The sequence below is a fragment of the Snodgrassella sp. B3882 genome, from assembly GCF_026535915.1.
Classification (GTDB): Bacteria; Pseudomonadota; Gammaproteobacteria; order Burkholderiales; family Neisseriaceae; genus Snodgrassella.
The window spans coordinates 1,339,776-1,354,985 of sequence record NZ_JAFNPF010000001.1 but is presented as its reverse complement, the minus strand read 5'-3'; the positions used below and the strand labels follow the sequence as shown (position 1 = coordinate 1,354,985).

The 15,210-nt window shown below is 40.1% G+C and carries 13 protein-coding genes; 6 read left to right on the top strand and 7 right to left on the bottom strand.

Features of this window, described 5'->3' with window-relative positions:
• Positions 1-6: 6 nt before the first annotated feature.
• Together gatA and gatC are read right to left on the bottom strand one after the other, a co-directional pair.
• Complete coding sequence (gatA, locus tag J3U68_RS05745; RefSeq protein WP_267375426.1) at positions 7-1,464, bottom strand: Asp-tRNA(Asn)/Glu-tRNA(Gln) amidotransferase subunit GatA; 1,458 nt, start codon at positions 1,462-1,464, stop codon at positions 7-9.
• 85 nt (positions 1,465-1,549) lie between these two features.
• A complete protein-coding gene (gene gatC, locus J3U68_RS05740; RefSeq protein WP_267375425.1) occupies positions 1,550-1,837 on the bottom strand; it encodes an Asp-tRNA(Asn)/Glu-tRNA(Gln) amidotransferase subunit GatC in 288 nt (95 codons plus the stop codon).
• A 188-nt stretch (positions 1,838-2,025) separates the two neighbouring features.
• Between gatC and J3U68_RS05735 the strand changes: the two genes are divergently transcribed.
• The 5 genes from J3U68_RS05735 to rodA are packed head-to-tail and all read left to right on the top strand — an operon-like array spanning position 2,026 to position 7,622.
• Complete coding sequence (locus tag J3U68_RS05735; protein ID WP_267375424.1) at positions 2,026-3,063, top strand: rod shape-determining protein; 1,038 nt, start codon at positions 2,026-2,028, stop codon at positions 3,061-3,063.
• Positions 3,064-3,093: 30 nt separating this feature from the next.
• Positions 3,094-3,981, top strand: coding sequence for a rod shape-determining protein MreC (gene mreC, locus J3U68_RS05730; protein WP_267375423.1), 888 nt, complete (start codon positions 3,094-3,096; stop codon positions 3,979-3,981).
• Complete coding sequence (mreD, locus tag J3U68_RS05725; RefSeq protein ID WP_267375422.1) at positions 3,974-4,471, top strand: rod shape-determining protein MreD; 498 nt, start codon at positions 3,974-3,976, stop codon at positions 4,469-4,471. The genes mreC and mreD overlap by 8 nt, the downstream gene beginning before the upstream one ends.
• On the top strand, positions 4,468-6,519 hold the full coding sequence (mrdA, locus tag J3U68_RS05720) for a penicillin-binding protein 2 (RefSeq protein ID WP_267375421.1): 2,052 nt from the start codon (positions 4,468-4,470) through the stop codon (positions 6,517-6,519). Before mreD ends, mrdA begins: the two co-directional genes overlap by 4 nt.
• Positions 6,516-7,622: a rod shape-determining protein RodA gene (gene rodA / locus J3U68_RS05715; RefSeq protein ID WP_267375420.1), complete on the top strand. Its 1,107-nt coding sequence runs from the start codon at positions 6,516-6,518 to the stop codon at positions 7,620-7,622. Before mrdA ends, rodA begins: the two co-directional genes overlap by 4 nt.
• 343 nt (positions 7,623-7,965) lie before the next feature.
• Here the strand turns inward: rodA and clpP are convergent, their stop codons facing one another.
• The 5 genes from clpP to J3U68_RS05690 form a co-directional block, all read right to left on the bottom strand.
• The gene (clpP, locus tag J3U68_RS05710; RefSeq protein ID WP_267375419.1) at positions 7,966-8,577 is read right to left on the bottom strand and encodes an ATP-dependent Clp endopeptidase proteolytic subunit ClpP; all 612 of its coding nucleotides are present in this window, start codon (positions 8,575-8,577) and stop codon (positions 7,966-7,968) included.
• 83 nt (positions 8,578-8,660) lie between these two features.
• Positions 8,661-9,980 carry a trigger factor gene (gene tig / locus J3U68_RS05705; RefSeq protein WP_267375418.1) on the bottom strand — a complete coding sequence of 440 codons (1,320 nt, stop codon included), beginning with the start codon at positions 9,978-9,980 and terminating at the stop codon, positions 8,661-8,663.
• Positions 9,981-10,150: 170 nt separating this feature from the next.
• Positions 10,151-11,029 carry a DUF1853 family protein gene (locus J3U68_RS05700; protein WP_267375416.1) on the bottom strand — a complete coding sequence of 293 codons (879 nt, stop codon included), beginning with the start codon at positions 11,027-11,029 and terminating at the stop codon, positions 10,151-10,153.
• A gap of 36 nt (positions 11,030-11,065) precedes the next feature.
• Complete coding sequence (locus J3U68_RS05695) at positions 11,066-11,878, bottom strand: RNA methyltransferase (protein ID WP_416384630.1); 813 nt, start codon at positions 11,876-11,878, stop codon at positions 11,066-11,068.
• 499 nt (positions 11,879-12,377) lie between these two features.
• Positions 12,378-13,499 carry a hypothetical protein gene (locus J3U68_RS05690; protein ID WP_267375414.1) on the bottom strand — a complete coding sequence of 374 codons (1,122 nt, stop codon included), beginning with the start codon at positions 13,497-13,499 and terminating at the stop codon, positions 12,378-12,380.
• A 783-nt stretch (positions 13,500-14,282) separates the two neighbouring features.
• Between J3U68_RS05690 and J3U68_RS05685 the strand changes: the two genes are divergently transcribed.
• Entirely contained in the window at positions 14,283-15,074 is a 792-nt protein-coding gene (locus tag J3U68_RS05685; RefSeq protein WP_267375412.1) for an inositol monophosphatase family protein, read from the top strand.
• Positions 15,075-15,210: the final 136 nt, after the last annotated feature.

The following is a 15,210-nucleotide window of genomic DNA, read 5'->3' as shown; positions in this document are numbered from 1 at the left end:
TGACCATTACAATGCAAATGGCGTTTTAGTATGCCAGTCACTGTGTTGTTGGATTTGGTGGGCAATACCGAGCAAGCGGCTTTCTGCAAAATAATTTCCAATCAGCTGTACACCTATTGGTAGCCCTTTGCTGTCAAAGCCTGCCGGTATAGACATACCTGGTAGACCGGCGAGGTTTAAAGACACGGTATAGATGTCGGATAAGTACATTTGTACTGGATCTTGATCATGACTGCCTAAAACTGGTGCGCTGGTGGGTGCAACTGGGGATAAAATAACGTCGCATTGATTCAAGGCGTTCTGAAAATCGTTAGCAACTAAACGACGTAATTTTTGTGCTTTTAGATAATAAGCATCGTAATATCCATGCGATAAAACATAGCTACCGATCATGATGCGACGTTTGACTTCGTTTCCAAAACCTTCTGCTCGAGTATTGCTATACATTTCATCCAGATTGTTAAAATCTTCTGCACGGTGGCCATAACGCACGCCATCATAGCGTGATAAATTGGTACTGGCTTCTGCTGAAGCTAAAACATAATAAGCGGGGATGGAAAGCTCGGTATGCGGTAAAGACACTTCGGTGATGACTGCACCCTGTTTTTTGAGTAAGTCGATGACATTATTAATAGCGGCATGAACGTCGTCAGTTAGCCCTTCTCCGAAAAATTCTTTCGGTATTCCTACTCGTAATCCATTTAATGGCTGATTTAGATCACGGGTATAGTCTTCCGACTGTCGTTCAATGCTGGTTGAGTCGCGTTCATCAAAGCTAGCCATAACATTAAGTAACAAGGCACAATCTTCTGCGGTTTGTGCCATGGGTCCTGCCTGATCAAAGCTAGATGCATAAGCAACCATGCCATAACGGCTAACCACACCATATGTTGGTTTTAAGCCGGTAATACCACAATGTGAGGCTGGCTGACGGATTGAGCCTCCGGTATCAGAACCAAGTGCAACAGGCGCCAATCGTGCCGCAACCACCGCGGCTGAGCCACCAGAAGATCCACCCGGTACGTGCTGATTTTGCCATGGGTTAAGCGTTACACCATAAAAAGATGATTCGGTAGTCGAGCCCATGGCGAATTCATCCATATTGGTGCGACCTAAAGTCACCATACCAGCATTGCGTAAATTTTGTACCACGGTGGCGGTATAAGGTGCCACAAAGCTGTCCAGCATTTTGCTTGAGCATGCGCTGCGCCAACCTTGTTGACAAAAGATGTCTTTATAGGCGATGGGCACACCGGTAAGCAAATTAGAACTGCCCTGAGCTATAAGCTCATCGGCAGCTTTTGCTTCAGCCATGGTTTGCTCATGATTCAATGTTATATAACCATTGATCGCTGCATTATTTTGTTCGATAGAATGTAGATATTCTTGCGCCAACTCGCTTGCGGATATGTGCTTTGATTGCAATAATTCGCTGCATTGTTTTAAAGTGTAATTCTTTAGCATAGTTTTATTTAATTTTTGATGTCCAGAAAGCTGGTTATCGGTTAACCTTTACTTATATAATATGAAAAAGTGATTGGTTAGAATATTATTCGATAACTTTAGGAACCAGATAAAGATCTTTATTAACCAAAGGAGCACAAGCTTGAATGGCTGAATGCTGATCAGTTTCGGTTACGGAATCTGTACGCATACGCAGCGCTAGTTCATGTGGGTGTGCCATAGGCTCTACCCCATCTGTATTGACGCTTTGCATTTTTTCTACCAGTTCAAAGATATGGTTTAGTTCCGAAAGCATATTGTTTCGTTCAGTCTCTGTCAGAGTTAAGCGAGACAGTCGCGCAAGCTTATCAACATCACCTAAAGTTAAAGCCATCAAAAATCCTTAAAATTAATTTAGCAAAACGGGCAAACTGCGGTATCATTGCGCGTTCTGATTTGGTTAATATATTAGCACCGAATTATAACCGAATTCCCTATTTTTTGGCGGATTGATTTATTTATAGTCAATACGCATAACCGTTTTTTATCGAATGTAATTCAAAAGCTCATTAGGACAGGCTCATGTTTCGCTTTTTTACTCAATATTTCTCAAATGATTTAGCTATCGATTTGGGAACAGCTAATACTTTAATTTTTATAAAGAATAAAGGCATTGTTTTGAACGAGCCTTCTGTGGTTGCGGTGCAAAATGATACAGTCAATGCCAAAAATGGCATGCTGGCTGTAGGAACGGCAGCAAAGAAAATGTTGGGTAGAACACCCGGCAGCATTCAGGCCATTCGTCCCATGAAAGATGGTGTGATTGCCGATTTCAACGTTACCGAAAAAATGTTGAAACAGTTTATTAAAAAAGTCAATAACAGCCGTTTTACAGCGCCACGCATTGTTATTTGTGTTCCTTGTGGCTCTACACAGGTAGAACGAAAAGCCATTAGAGATTCTGCTCTGGCTGCAGGCGCTTCGATTGTTAATTTGATTGAAGAGCCAATGGCTGCTGCGATTGGTGCTGGTTTGCCTATTGAGGAGCCAACTGGTTCTATGGTTGTGGACATTGGTGGTGGAACCACTGAGGTGGGCGTGATTTCGCTGTCTGGTGTTGTTTATTCGCACTCTATCCGTGTTGGTGGTGATGCTTTTGATGAAGCGATCATTAATTATGTACGTCGTAATTATGGCATGCTTATTGGTGAGTCAACCTCGGAAGAAATTAAAAAGAATATTGGTTCTGCATTTCCTGGCATGGAAGTGAAAGAAATTGAAGTTAAAGGTCGCAATCTGGCCGAAGGGATACCACGTGCTTTCACCATTAGTTCTAATGAGGTGTTAGAAGCATTGACTGAACCATTAAATCAGATTGTACAAGCAGTGAAAAATGCTTTGGAGCAAACTCCTCCAGAACTGGGTGCTGATATTGCTGATCGTGGATTGGTGCTGACTGGTGGTGGCGCATTACTAAAAGGACTTGATCGCCTGCTTTCAGAAGAAACAGGCCTGCCAGTGATGATTGCAGAGGATCCTCTGACTTGTGTAGCTCGTGGTTCAGGCTATGCACTTGATATGATCGGAAAAATGAATTCTGTATTTGTATCAAATCCATAATTTCCATTTGTTCATGTAAGATCATCCACGATGGCTGAGCCTTCCTTAAATTTCGTCAACAGTGGCCTTCGCAATACCAGCAAGCTTATCGTCTTGTCTTTAGTAGCGGTGGCTTTACTGTTATTGGACAATCGTTACAGTGTCGTCAAGGTGACACGTAATTATTTAGCGACAGCCATGTATCCTTTGCAATGGCTTGCCCAGCAACCGATTAATGCTGTATCCAAATGTTTAACTTATTTGGAAAGCCAGCAACATCTTAGTTTGGATAATAAACAGCTAAAAGAGCAAAATGCGCAATTAAAGCTACGTATTCACTTACAAGAAGTGCAATTGCAGTCTGTTGCTAAGTTGGATCAGTTAACCAGTTTACAAAAAGCCGCGTTGCCTCATGCCCAAGTGGCGCAAATTGTATCCAGCATTTCTAATCCCTTAGCTGATCGTTTTATTATTGATAAAGGTAGTCATGACCATGTTATGGAAGGCGATCCAGTTAGCGATGAGAATGGACTTATTGGTCAAATAACGGCGGTTCAGCCTTTTAGTGCAGAGGTAACGCTGATCACTAATGGTAATTCTGTGATACCGGCCATGGTAATGCGTACTGGTGTGCGCACCTTGGTGTACGGACGATCTGGTAGTCTGGATTTGCGTTTTTTTCCGGCTAACGCTAGTTTGCAGCCCAATGATTTGCTCGTGACTTCAGGCATGGATAGTATTTACCCAGCAGGTATACCCATAGCCACGGTCAAACAAGCTCAAAGTGGCAATGGTTCACCTTATTATCGTGCTCATGTGGAGCCAGTTGCTCATTTGCGTAACAGTAATTTTGTTTTGGTTATTCCGCAGAAAAAAGCGCTTAATCATGCCGTAACCGAATCATCTATAACCAATAATTCACTTAATCGCCATGACTGAATTAGACAGCCTGCATCGCCGTACTAAGAAACGGTTTATTATTTTGAGTCTGGTGATTGCTGTATTGCTAGATATCATTCCTTTTCCACAATCTGTAGCTGGATGTTTTCCAGATTTTGTCGCCATCATGGCGATTTACTGGAGCTTATTCCGCCCGCAATATGTTGGAATTGGAGTGGCTTTTATTTTGGGTTTAATCGTTGATGTTGGTACAGGCTCGCCTTTTGGGCAGCATGCACTTGCCTTAATGGCCGCAGTTTATGTGATTGACAGAAACCGGTTACAAATTCTTGGCTATTCATATGGTTACCAATCATTAATGATTTTTGTCAGCCTATTATTGATGACGCTGATATTAATCGTGGTACATTTCTTTGCTAGCCATCAATTTGCTGGTTGGAGTTTATTTATTGCGCCTGTTATCAGTGCCTTATTGTGGCCTTTGATATCTAAACTGATGCTCTACCTAGCCTATTCAAGACGTTTATGAAAGCATTGCATTTCCGTACCAAAAAAAAACGAGTACCCAAACCTGCACATAATGGCGATTTGTGGCTTAGGATTGTTGTCGCTTTCTTTTTGATTATTATCTGTTTTAGTATTCTGATAGCACGTTTTATTTACTTGCAGGTCATTAAGCATGATGAATATGTGATGGCCGCTACCAATAATCGTATCTCGCAGATACCTACACCACCCATACGTGGGGAAATCGTTGATGTTAATGGTGTGGTTTTAGCCCATAATTACCCAGCTTATTCATTAGAAGTTATTCCTAATGAAGTTCCTGGTAAATTAGATGACACGATTGAAGCCCTAAAAGCTTATGTAGACATCACTGCAGGAGATTTAAAGCGATTCAAAAAATTTCGGGCAGATTATCGTTCTTATGAAAAAGTACCTTTAAAACTCAAACTGACTATGGAAGAAGCCAGTAGGTTAAGCGCTGTACTGTACCGATTCCCAGGTGTTGAAATCAATGCTCGTACTTTTCGCGATTATCCTTATGGCGAATTATTGGCTCATATCGTTGGTTATATTGGTCGTATTAGTGACAAAGATATGGCTGCACTTGATAAGGAAAATTTAACTTCTCTATATCGAGGCAGTACGCATATTGGAAAAATGGGGCTGGAAGACTATTATGAGCGTCAGTTACACGGCATTCCCGGCTATCGAGAAGTTGAAAAGGATGCCCAAGGTCACATTGTGCGAACAATTAAAACAGTTGCTCCTGTGGCTGGACAAACATTACGTTTGGGACTTGATATCCGGGTCCAACAAGAAGCTGACCGCCTAATGGGAGACAAACGCGGTGCTTTAGTGGCCATAAATCCGCAAACTGGTGCCATCCTTGCCATGGTATCTAAGCCCAGTTACAACCCCAATTTGTTCATTGATGGCATCGACACTGAAACATGGAAAGGTCTTAATGAGGATTGGCGACATCCGTTACTCAATCGAGCTACTCAAGGAATGTATCCTCCAGGGTCAACATTCAAACCATTTATGGCCATGGCTGCTTTGGAAAGTGGTAAGTTAACTCAAAGTAGCATCTTACCTGCACCAGGCGCATGGAGTATTCCGGGATCGACTCATTTGTTTCGGGATGCCGCGCGAGGTGGACATGGCTCGGCGGATTTAAGTAAAGCTATACAGGTTTCTTCTGATACGTTCTTTTATCGTCTGGGTTATGAGATGGGTGTCGATCGCATGTCTCCGTATCTGGCTGAGTTTAATCTTGGTCGACAGACCGGTATCGATTTAAATCATGAATATGCTGGTGTTTTACCTACGCGGGAATGGAAAGCCAAGCGTTTTGCAAAATCTAAACCATCCGCCAGAGAATGGCAGCCGGCTGATAGTGTGAGTATGGCTATTGGTCAAGGTTATAATGCTTATACGCCATTACAAATAGCTTTTGCGACAGCTATTTTGGCCAATGATGGCGTAGTATACCGCCCTCATCTGGTGCAAGAGTTATTAGATCATAATACTCAGCAAAAAATCCTCATCGATCCTCAGCCGGTTAGAAAAGTACCGTTTAAATACAGCAATTTTGAATATGTCAAACAAGCGATGCAAAAAGTGTTGAAACCAGGTGGTACTGCTTCTTCTATCGGTTCAGGATTGGCTTATACCATGGGTGGTAAAACTGGTACGGCTCAAGTAGTGCAAATTAAACAAGGTGCTCGTTACAATGCAGCAGCACTGCGGTTGCAGTTGCGAGATCATGCTTGGTTTATTGCCTTTGCACCAGTTGAAAAGCCCCAAATTGCTGTTGCGGTGATCCTCGAAAACAATGGCTGGGGGGCAACGGCTGCGCCGTTGGCGCGAAAATTGGCCGATTTTTATCTTTTAAAACTGAAAAATTTACCTCAAGCATCAGAACCACATCAGTCTTCTGATCAACTTTCTAATGATTTAAGTAATAACGCAACGATGGATGCACAGCAATTCAATGGGCACAATCAGGCTACCATACCGCCCCTCTTGCGCGCTTATCGTCCTCAACCCGATATGCAGGAAACGCAATGAGAATGGAACATAACTGGTTTAAGCGTCTTTGGCACAATCTTTGGGCGCCGATGGATGTATGGATATTTTATGCCATGCTGATTATTTATGTAATGAGTCTGTTTTTGCTGTACTCTGCTGATGGTCAGGATTTTGGTCAGTTAGAAAATAAGACTTTACATACCATTCTAAGTTTTATTTTATTGTGGCTAATTGCTCGTACACCACCACAAATTTTAAGTAATTTTGCTTTGCCAGGTTATGTGTTGGGTGTGTTACTACTGATTGGTGTACACTTTGTGGGTATTACGGTTAATGGTTCGACCCGTTGGCTGAATATTGGTATTGCTCGTATTCAGCCTTCTGAAATTATGAAAATTGCCGTTCCAATGCTAATTGCATGGTTTTTTCAAAAAAATGAGACCAATATTCGCTGGTATCACTATATTATCGCATTTATTCTGATACTTATTCCAGTTGCATTGATTTTAAAACAGCCTGATTTGGGTACGGCGACCATGATCATGGCCTCTGGTCTGTTTGTCATTTTCTTTGCCGGTTTGCCGTGGAAAGTCATTATTACAGCAATTATCGGTTTTCTTGCTATGCTTCCCTTGATTTGGAACTATGGGATGCATGATTATCAGCGTATGCGGGTCATGACGCTACTGGATCCGACCAAAGATCGGCTGGGAGCAGGCTATCATATCCTTCAATCAATGACTGCGATTGGCTCAGGTGGCGTTTGGGGTAAAGGATGGTTGGAAGGTTCGCAGACGCATCTTGATTATATTCCAGAATCAACCACAGATTTTATTTTCGCCGTATTTGGTGAAGAATTTGGCTTAATCGGTAATATATTGCTGGTGTCGGTATACACGTTTATTTTGATGCGTGGGTTGTATATTACTTTTAAAGCCCCTACTCTTTATTGTCGCACATTGGCCGGAGCACTCACTCTAACGTTATTTTGCTATGCATTTGTCAATATGGGCATGGTGAGCGGGATTTTACCGGTTGTTGGCGTGCCCTTGCCTCTGGTCAGCTATGGTGGTACGGCCACGTTATCGGTCATGGTCATTTTGGCGATGTTGATGGGTATCGGAAATCAGCGTCGAAAATAAAGCTATAAATGCATTCGTTGGTTTATTTCTTTATCTTCATAACGGTTGTTGGTGAGAAAATATCTTTTCAATGGTCGAATAAAATAAAACATACACTGGAATAAAACTAAATTCAGTTATGTAACAATATATCCGTTTATAAAAAGTTGATTTGGCAGCTCAGGTGCCTGTTGTGAGCGAGATTTCATGTATTATTTTACTGCCCTGCTCGTTTATCTTTGTTATATAACAGACATTTTTTAATGTTTCCAAGGATTACGCGGATTTGGCCGTTTAAGTTTTTCTAGCAAAAAAAATCGAAACAAAGCTGTTTCGATTTTTTTGGTATGAATTGATTTTGCATCTATTTTGGGCGGTGCGTCAAAACTTCGTCAATCAACCCATAAGCTTTAGCTTCATCTGCTGACATAAAATTATCCCGATCGGTGTCTTTTTCGATCTGAGCTAATTTTTGACCAGTATGATTGGCAAGATGTTCGTTCAGTTGTTTTTTCAGTTTCAACAATTCACGTGCATGTATTTCGATATCGGATGCTTGACCGCCCAAACCACCGCTAATTAACGGTTGATGGATCATAACCCGACTGTTAGGCAAGGCAAAACGTTTGCCTTTTGTTCCAGCTGAAAGTAGAAAAGCGCCCATACTTGCTGCTTGTCCCAAGCATAGTGTAGCTACGTCGGGTTTAATGAAATTCATGGTATCAAATATGGACATACCGGCAGTCACTGAACCACCTGGTGAGTTGATATACAGAGATATATCTTTATCTGGATTTTCACTTTCAAGAAACAAAAGTTGTGCCACAACTAAATTGGCCGTTTCATCTGTTACCGGTCCAACCATAAAAACAATGCGTTCTTTGAGCAAACGAGAATAAATATCATATGCCCGCTCACCACGACCGCTTTGTTCCACCACCATGGGTACCAGACCCAGATTTTCTATATTTGACATGGATAATCCTTAATCAAAATAAAAAGCACCTAAGCAGCTAGCGTACTTTGGTGCTTTTATGTTAGCTGGAATGCCTGTAAAGCTTAAGCTTGCACTTGCTGACCCATTACTTCATCAAAAGACATGGTTTTGTCAGTTACTTTGGCTTTGCTTAAAATATAATCAACTACGTTTTGCTCAATCGCCAGAGAAGTTGGACCTTGCAGGTTTTTTCTATCGCTAAAATACCAATCAATCACTTCTTGTGGATCTTCATAGCTATCAGCAAATTCAGTCACGATTTTTTTGATTTGTTCTTCAGTTGGTTCTAGTTTTTGCTCACGAACCAGTTCACCCATGGCCAGGCTGATGCTAACACGACGTTTAGCCTGATCATTGAACATTTCCAGCGGCAGATTTAGATCTTTATTATCCATTCCCTGAGCGGCAAAATTTTCTTTCATGCGCTCAGCCAGATTTTTAGATTCTTCTGCTACGATCGTGCTGGGTACTTCGATGGGCGTTGCAGCCAATAGTGCATTAATTGCGCTTTCTTTAGTCATTTCATTGACGCGACGATTCACTTCGCGTTCAACATTTTTTTTGATTTCAGCACGCATTTTGCTGACATCTCCGTCAGCTATGCCTAAAGATTTGGCAAATTCTTCGTTGACTTCTGGTAATACTGCTTCAGATACATTCTTCAGCGTAATGGTGAAAACAGCTGTTTTGCCAGCAACATCTTTGCTTTGATAATCCTCTGGGAAGGTCACAGAAACTTCTTTAATGTCATTTTCTTTCATGCCCAATACGCCCGCTTCGAAGTCAGGAAGCATTTGTTCTTTACCCAGCATGAATGCATAATTATCAGCAGTACCACCTGCAAAAGCTTCACCATCAATTTTGCCCGCAAAATCAATGATTACACGGTCATTATTTTGTGCGGCACGTTCAACATGGTTGAAGCGAGTACGCTGTTGACGCAAAATTTCAACAGTTTTATCAATCTCAGCTTCACCAATTTCTGTGCTGACTTTGGTTACTTCCTGAGCGGCTAAGTCACCGATTTTAATTTCTGGATATTCTTCGAATACCACAGCAATTTTGTAAACTTTGTCATCGTCCTGTTCAGCTTCTTCCAATGCTGACAGGCTTTTCAGTCCAGCCACTTTTAGCTTTTCAGCTACGATAAGTTCCTCAAATGCCTTATTGGTCATTTCGTTTAAAACTTCATCACGAATGCCGTAGCCATACATGGCATCAATCATTTTTAACGGCGCTTTACCTGGGCGAAAGCCATCCACGCGGGCGCGCTTCTGTGCTACTTTCATCCGCGCATTGACTTTTGCTTTAATATCATCCCAATTCAGAGACAGTATAACTTTACGCTCCAAATTATCTAGTTTTTCTACCGTTACGCTCATCGTAAACCCTTAATAAGATGTTTAATTGATTCTATTTTGCCCATCGTGGATGTTTTGTTGGTGTATGATAAATACGGCTACTGATACAGATAGACAAAAATTAAATGGTAATTTTACCATAAGCTCTAATAAAAACCTATGTGATGCATCATTTCTTAAGCTAATTATGTTTAATTTTTGTGATTATCTATTTTCATGATGCGCTGAATTTCATGCCAATAGCCATCTTCACGACGTTCTAACACAGCCAAAATGCCCTGATTGATGCTTTTAGCTTGCTGTAAGCTGAGGCTATCTCGCTCATCGATTTTAGCTGGAGCTAATAGAGATAAACGGTGATGTAGCCAAAAACGACTATCAGGATGAATATTTAATGTAGCAGGTATTTGTGCCCAGTCATCTAGCCAGTAACCTTGCCAGCTTAAACGGTTAATCGGTGCTAGTAGCGCAGGCTGGTTTTCTTTTAGAAATAACATGCCGCGCACTATTGAAGCTCGCTGCAGGTGATGTATATCTATACCGAGTTGTTGCAATTGGGAAATGGCTGCTGGATGGTTGGATAAAGCCAGTTGCTGTTCTAATTTCACCACTTTGTTGATTAATTTGTCTTGTGGATTTAAACCGACAAATGCATTCACATCGGCTTGAGCCGCGCCAAAATATTTACAGGTGAGCTCGATATGATAAGGAACATGATTGATCTTAATCAGGAAGTCAATCGATCCAACGGTTTGTTTATTATTGGTAATAGTTAGATTGTTTTGTATAAATTGAATATGCGCCGCTGTTTGGAACCAAAAACTAAGCAATTGTTCTGCATACAAACCGAGCCGATGCTGTTTAAACGGATGGTTATGTAAAAAATCTAATAGCGGTTGAGGATGATCGTCTAAGTCGAGCAATTGCCTAAACCCATGGTTGCCTAAGAGAATGGCTACAGGAAGTTCCGCCGATGAATGCCATGGCACAGGTGCTGTTAATAAAACTGCTAAATCTCTTACTACTGGATTTTTCAGTCGCCACCATAAGGCGTCGAGAGCATAGTTCATAACAGTTGTCTTTCCTTGTGGCTACAGATTGGCGCGTTAATTCTGGCTTTTTTGTAATTGGTGACTGATAGTATTATAAAAACCACGTAGAATATCGATATCCTCTGTTGTTAGGTTGGCACGATCAAACATGGCTGCCATGCGTCGCATCAATCTGTCTTCAGTGCGACGGTGAAAAAATCCCGCTTGGTCCATGAGCTGGCGCAAATGTGCAACCATACTACTAACCTGCTGATGGGTGGCAAGGTTAGGAATTTGTTGTAAATGCGCCATGCTGATATCAACTTGACTAAATAGCTCATAACAGATGACCTGCACAGCTTGAGCCAAATTGAGTGAAAAATAATGAGGATTACCATTAATGGTCATGAGCCGATTGCATTGCTGCACTTCTTCTATACTCAATCCAAATGTTTCATTACCGAACACCAATGCTACTTTTTGCTCTGCCTGTGCTGACTGCAGTAAAGAAGGCGTGAGTTCACGTGGGGTATGCATCGGTGCGGTTAGTTCACGCCGTCGACTGGTTAAGGCGCAGGATAAGGTGGTGTCGGTTAAAGCATCTGCCAGATTCGAAACTATTCTCGCTTGATCTAATACATCTCGTGCGCCTGATGCGAGAATGTAGCTTTCTTCCGGTAAAATAAAACTTTCCGGCTGCTGCACATTAAATTGGGGTGGTTCTGGGGTCATCGGGGTCTGCATCAAGTTTGGCGCAACTAAAACTAAGTGAGTTAATCCCATGGTTTTCATGGCGCGTGCTGCAGAGCCAATATTGGCTGGATGGCTTGTTTTAGAAAGAACGATGGAGATGTTATTGAGATATTCAGGTAGTTCAGGTTTTTTCATAGAGTATCTGGCTAGCTTTGATAGACGAATAAAACCGTCCATGTGCACATAAATAGGCCTATTGTAGCAAATCATGAGTGCAGCTGCTGTAATCGTTTTAGATCAATGAGATTGAGGTATTCGAGGTTCAATTTTAAAATTTGGTTAGACATTTAGCCAAACTCTAAATTTAAGGGCTATGAGAAAAGCTCCGTTATAGTCTGATTAGAATCCATGGAATTATTTGAAGGCATACATTATTTTATTTTTGTGTTTGTATAGACCATAAAATAAATATGGTTTAAAAAATGCGCTAAAAATGTCTATTTTGGCTGTTTAAGCTTAAAAGGAAAGCCTGAGAAAATTATAGTGTTAACAACGAAAAAAATTAAAGCCAACCAAACGTGGCTTTTATATCAAAGGTTATAGGCTCAATCAATAAGCATAATTTTGCAAATGTAAATGTAAAAAGCTGTTGCCCATCAGAACATTTTAAAGAGATATGCTGAACATTTTGCACTTATTGATTATGGTTGAGGTGTCGTAGAAGTACCAATAAATCTTTATTTTTCTCTTCCGTAATGGGATAAAGCACGACGAAGTAACTGTTGTCATTAATGATTTTAATTTGATTTATAGCTAGATTAGCTAGTGGCTCAGATGAAAAATGATGGCTTTCATTAGTCAATAAATCAGTGATGGTGCCGGGCGTTTTCTGATAATAGGCTTCTAGTAAGATACCGTTTCGGATGGTTAGCCACCCATTCCCGCTTTCAGTGGTGAAGGAAGTAATGGATGTATCGTTAGTGATATGTTGAGGTTTATCGGTAAAAAATATTTGTTTGCCAATGTCAATCAATAGTTTGGCGTCAATATTTCCTTCTGATGAGATAGTAATGATGTAGAAAGCACTCTTGGCATAATGATAATCCAAAAGATAGGAATCGTTGACTAAAGATAACTTTAATACTTGTGAAGGATAATATTTATCCATATCTATTGATCTGGAATGAATAATTTTACTTAATTCATTGATCTGGCGATGTAGCCATTGGCGTTTATCTTTGCCCAATAAATGGATTTCGTTGCTTTCTTGATCAATATAAATTCTATTATCTCTAGGCTTGGAAATTTTATTGATACGTTCTTTTTTGATTTGGGTTTGGTGGTATTCTATAGATTTGATTTGATCAGGTTTTGAGTCTGACCACAGGTCTACATCAAAAAAAATAGAATATTGCTTGGTGCAACCAATAAAATCACCTAAAAATGGTTTAGCTGGTTTAGGTAAAGTAATATTGTTGCGATCGAATAAAGGTATCTGAACACACCGTTCTTTTCTAGGATGGTATACCAGTAAATCCACAAAGTATTGACCATTAGGTGATGTAAAAAAGTTAGGCATAATGCCATCTGTTTCGGGATGATAATCGATATTACTTTGTGCAAAATCGATTAGCAGGTAAGCCACATCATAAGTTTCGTTTTCTTTGTAAATGTTACAGGAAATAAGGGGTTTATCTCCATAGGCAATGGCATCTTTACCATTGATGCCATAGCGTGATTTTAAGGTGAGTTTTTCCCCTAAAGGTGTTGAGGTTATTTGAAAAGCTAAATTTTTATTTTGTAATAAAGTCTGCATATTGGTAAGTTGTTGTAATGATATGATTTACGCATTATATAATATTAACATTAACAATACCAAAAATTTAGGCTGATTTCGCATGCAAATATTTAAATTTTAATGTTATGTAGATGAGCATTTTGATTAATCAATGACTAGTAATTGAGTTTTGATTTCACAATTTGTCCTGTTTGCCTCATCAGCACAATCAGATGAGTCTTGATTGTTTATTTTGCCTTGATATGACAGTTGAACTGATGTGATAAAAAGTTGATCTGTTCATTTGTTTTAATACTTTATTTGGGTATGTTGATATTAGGATGATTACCTATTCTCACTAGAAGATAATTAGGTTTGGTTAGGATTTTATCGGTTTTGCAATAGATGAAAGGATAAAAGTTGCATTATGAGTAACATGCTTGTTGGAATTGCAGATTGTATTTGATGTTTCAAAGCAATTATTTGAGTAACAGCAAGATATTTTTTCATTCAACTTTCTGGATATAACTTTAAAATGATGTTTTTTTACCCCATAAGTGCTCATGTAGGTATTGGCTTGGACCTTAAAAGTGTGTTCAGGTGCTATAAAAAATGATCTTAATTTATTCTTTGAGATTTTGACGCTTAAAGTAAATTTTTATTTACTGTTATGGCCAATAAAGTGAATGCTCAATCAAGCTTGAATTTTTAGCGTATAATTAGCTTATTTTGGCGACCCATCTCATTTCGCCTAGTGTTCTTTAAAACTAATTTATTATTTCCACATACCAAGGCTTTTATTGCCCTATCACGAGAATCAGTATGAACCCATTTTTAACTACAGCCTGGAAAGCCGCCCGTAAAGCCGGTCAAATGATGCATCGAGCCAGCAGCAATTTAAATAATATTAAGGTTGATAATAAAGCTGCGAATGATTTTGTTTCGGAGGTAGATCGTGAAGCTGAAAATATTATTATTAATACGATTCAAGAAGTCTACCCTCATCATTCGATTTTGAGTGAAGAAAGTGGTTTTCTCGGAGAGAAACAAGCTGAATATCAATGGATCATTGATCCTTTGGATGGCACGACTAATTATCTTCATGGCCATAAGCAATATGCTATTTCCATGGCCTTAATGCATAAGGGTGTGCTATCTGAAGCATTGGTCTATGCTCCAGAACAAAATGATCTTTATGTGGCCAGTCGTGGTCAGGGGGCGTTATTAAATGATAAACGGATACGGGTTAGTAACCGCATTGAAATGTTACGCAGTCTGATTGCTACAGGTTTTCCAGTAGTCGATCAATCGATTATGGATACTTATTTGGCTATTTTAAAAGATGTGCTGGCGAAAACAGCGGGTGCCAGACGCGAAGGATCGGCGGCATTAGATCTTTGTAATGTGGCTTGTGGACGCGTGGATGGATTTTTTGAATTTAATTTAAAGTCCTGGGACATTGCTGCAGGTGCATTAATTGTTCAAGAAGCTGGCGGTATCGTTACGGATATGCAAGGTGAGCAAACATGGCTCAATACCGGAAATATTGTGGCCGCTAATCCTAAAATTTTGGCGCAATTATTGGCAATACTGGCTCAGCATTTATCTGCTTAGATTGTAATCGCTACTAGGATTGTCATTATTGAATTAAGGCAAATGTGCTTAAGCAGTCAATTTGTTGTGCTATTTAGCCATGAAGTTCATTGACATCCAAAGCCTGTATTTTAGCTAATGATGATATAAAACAGCA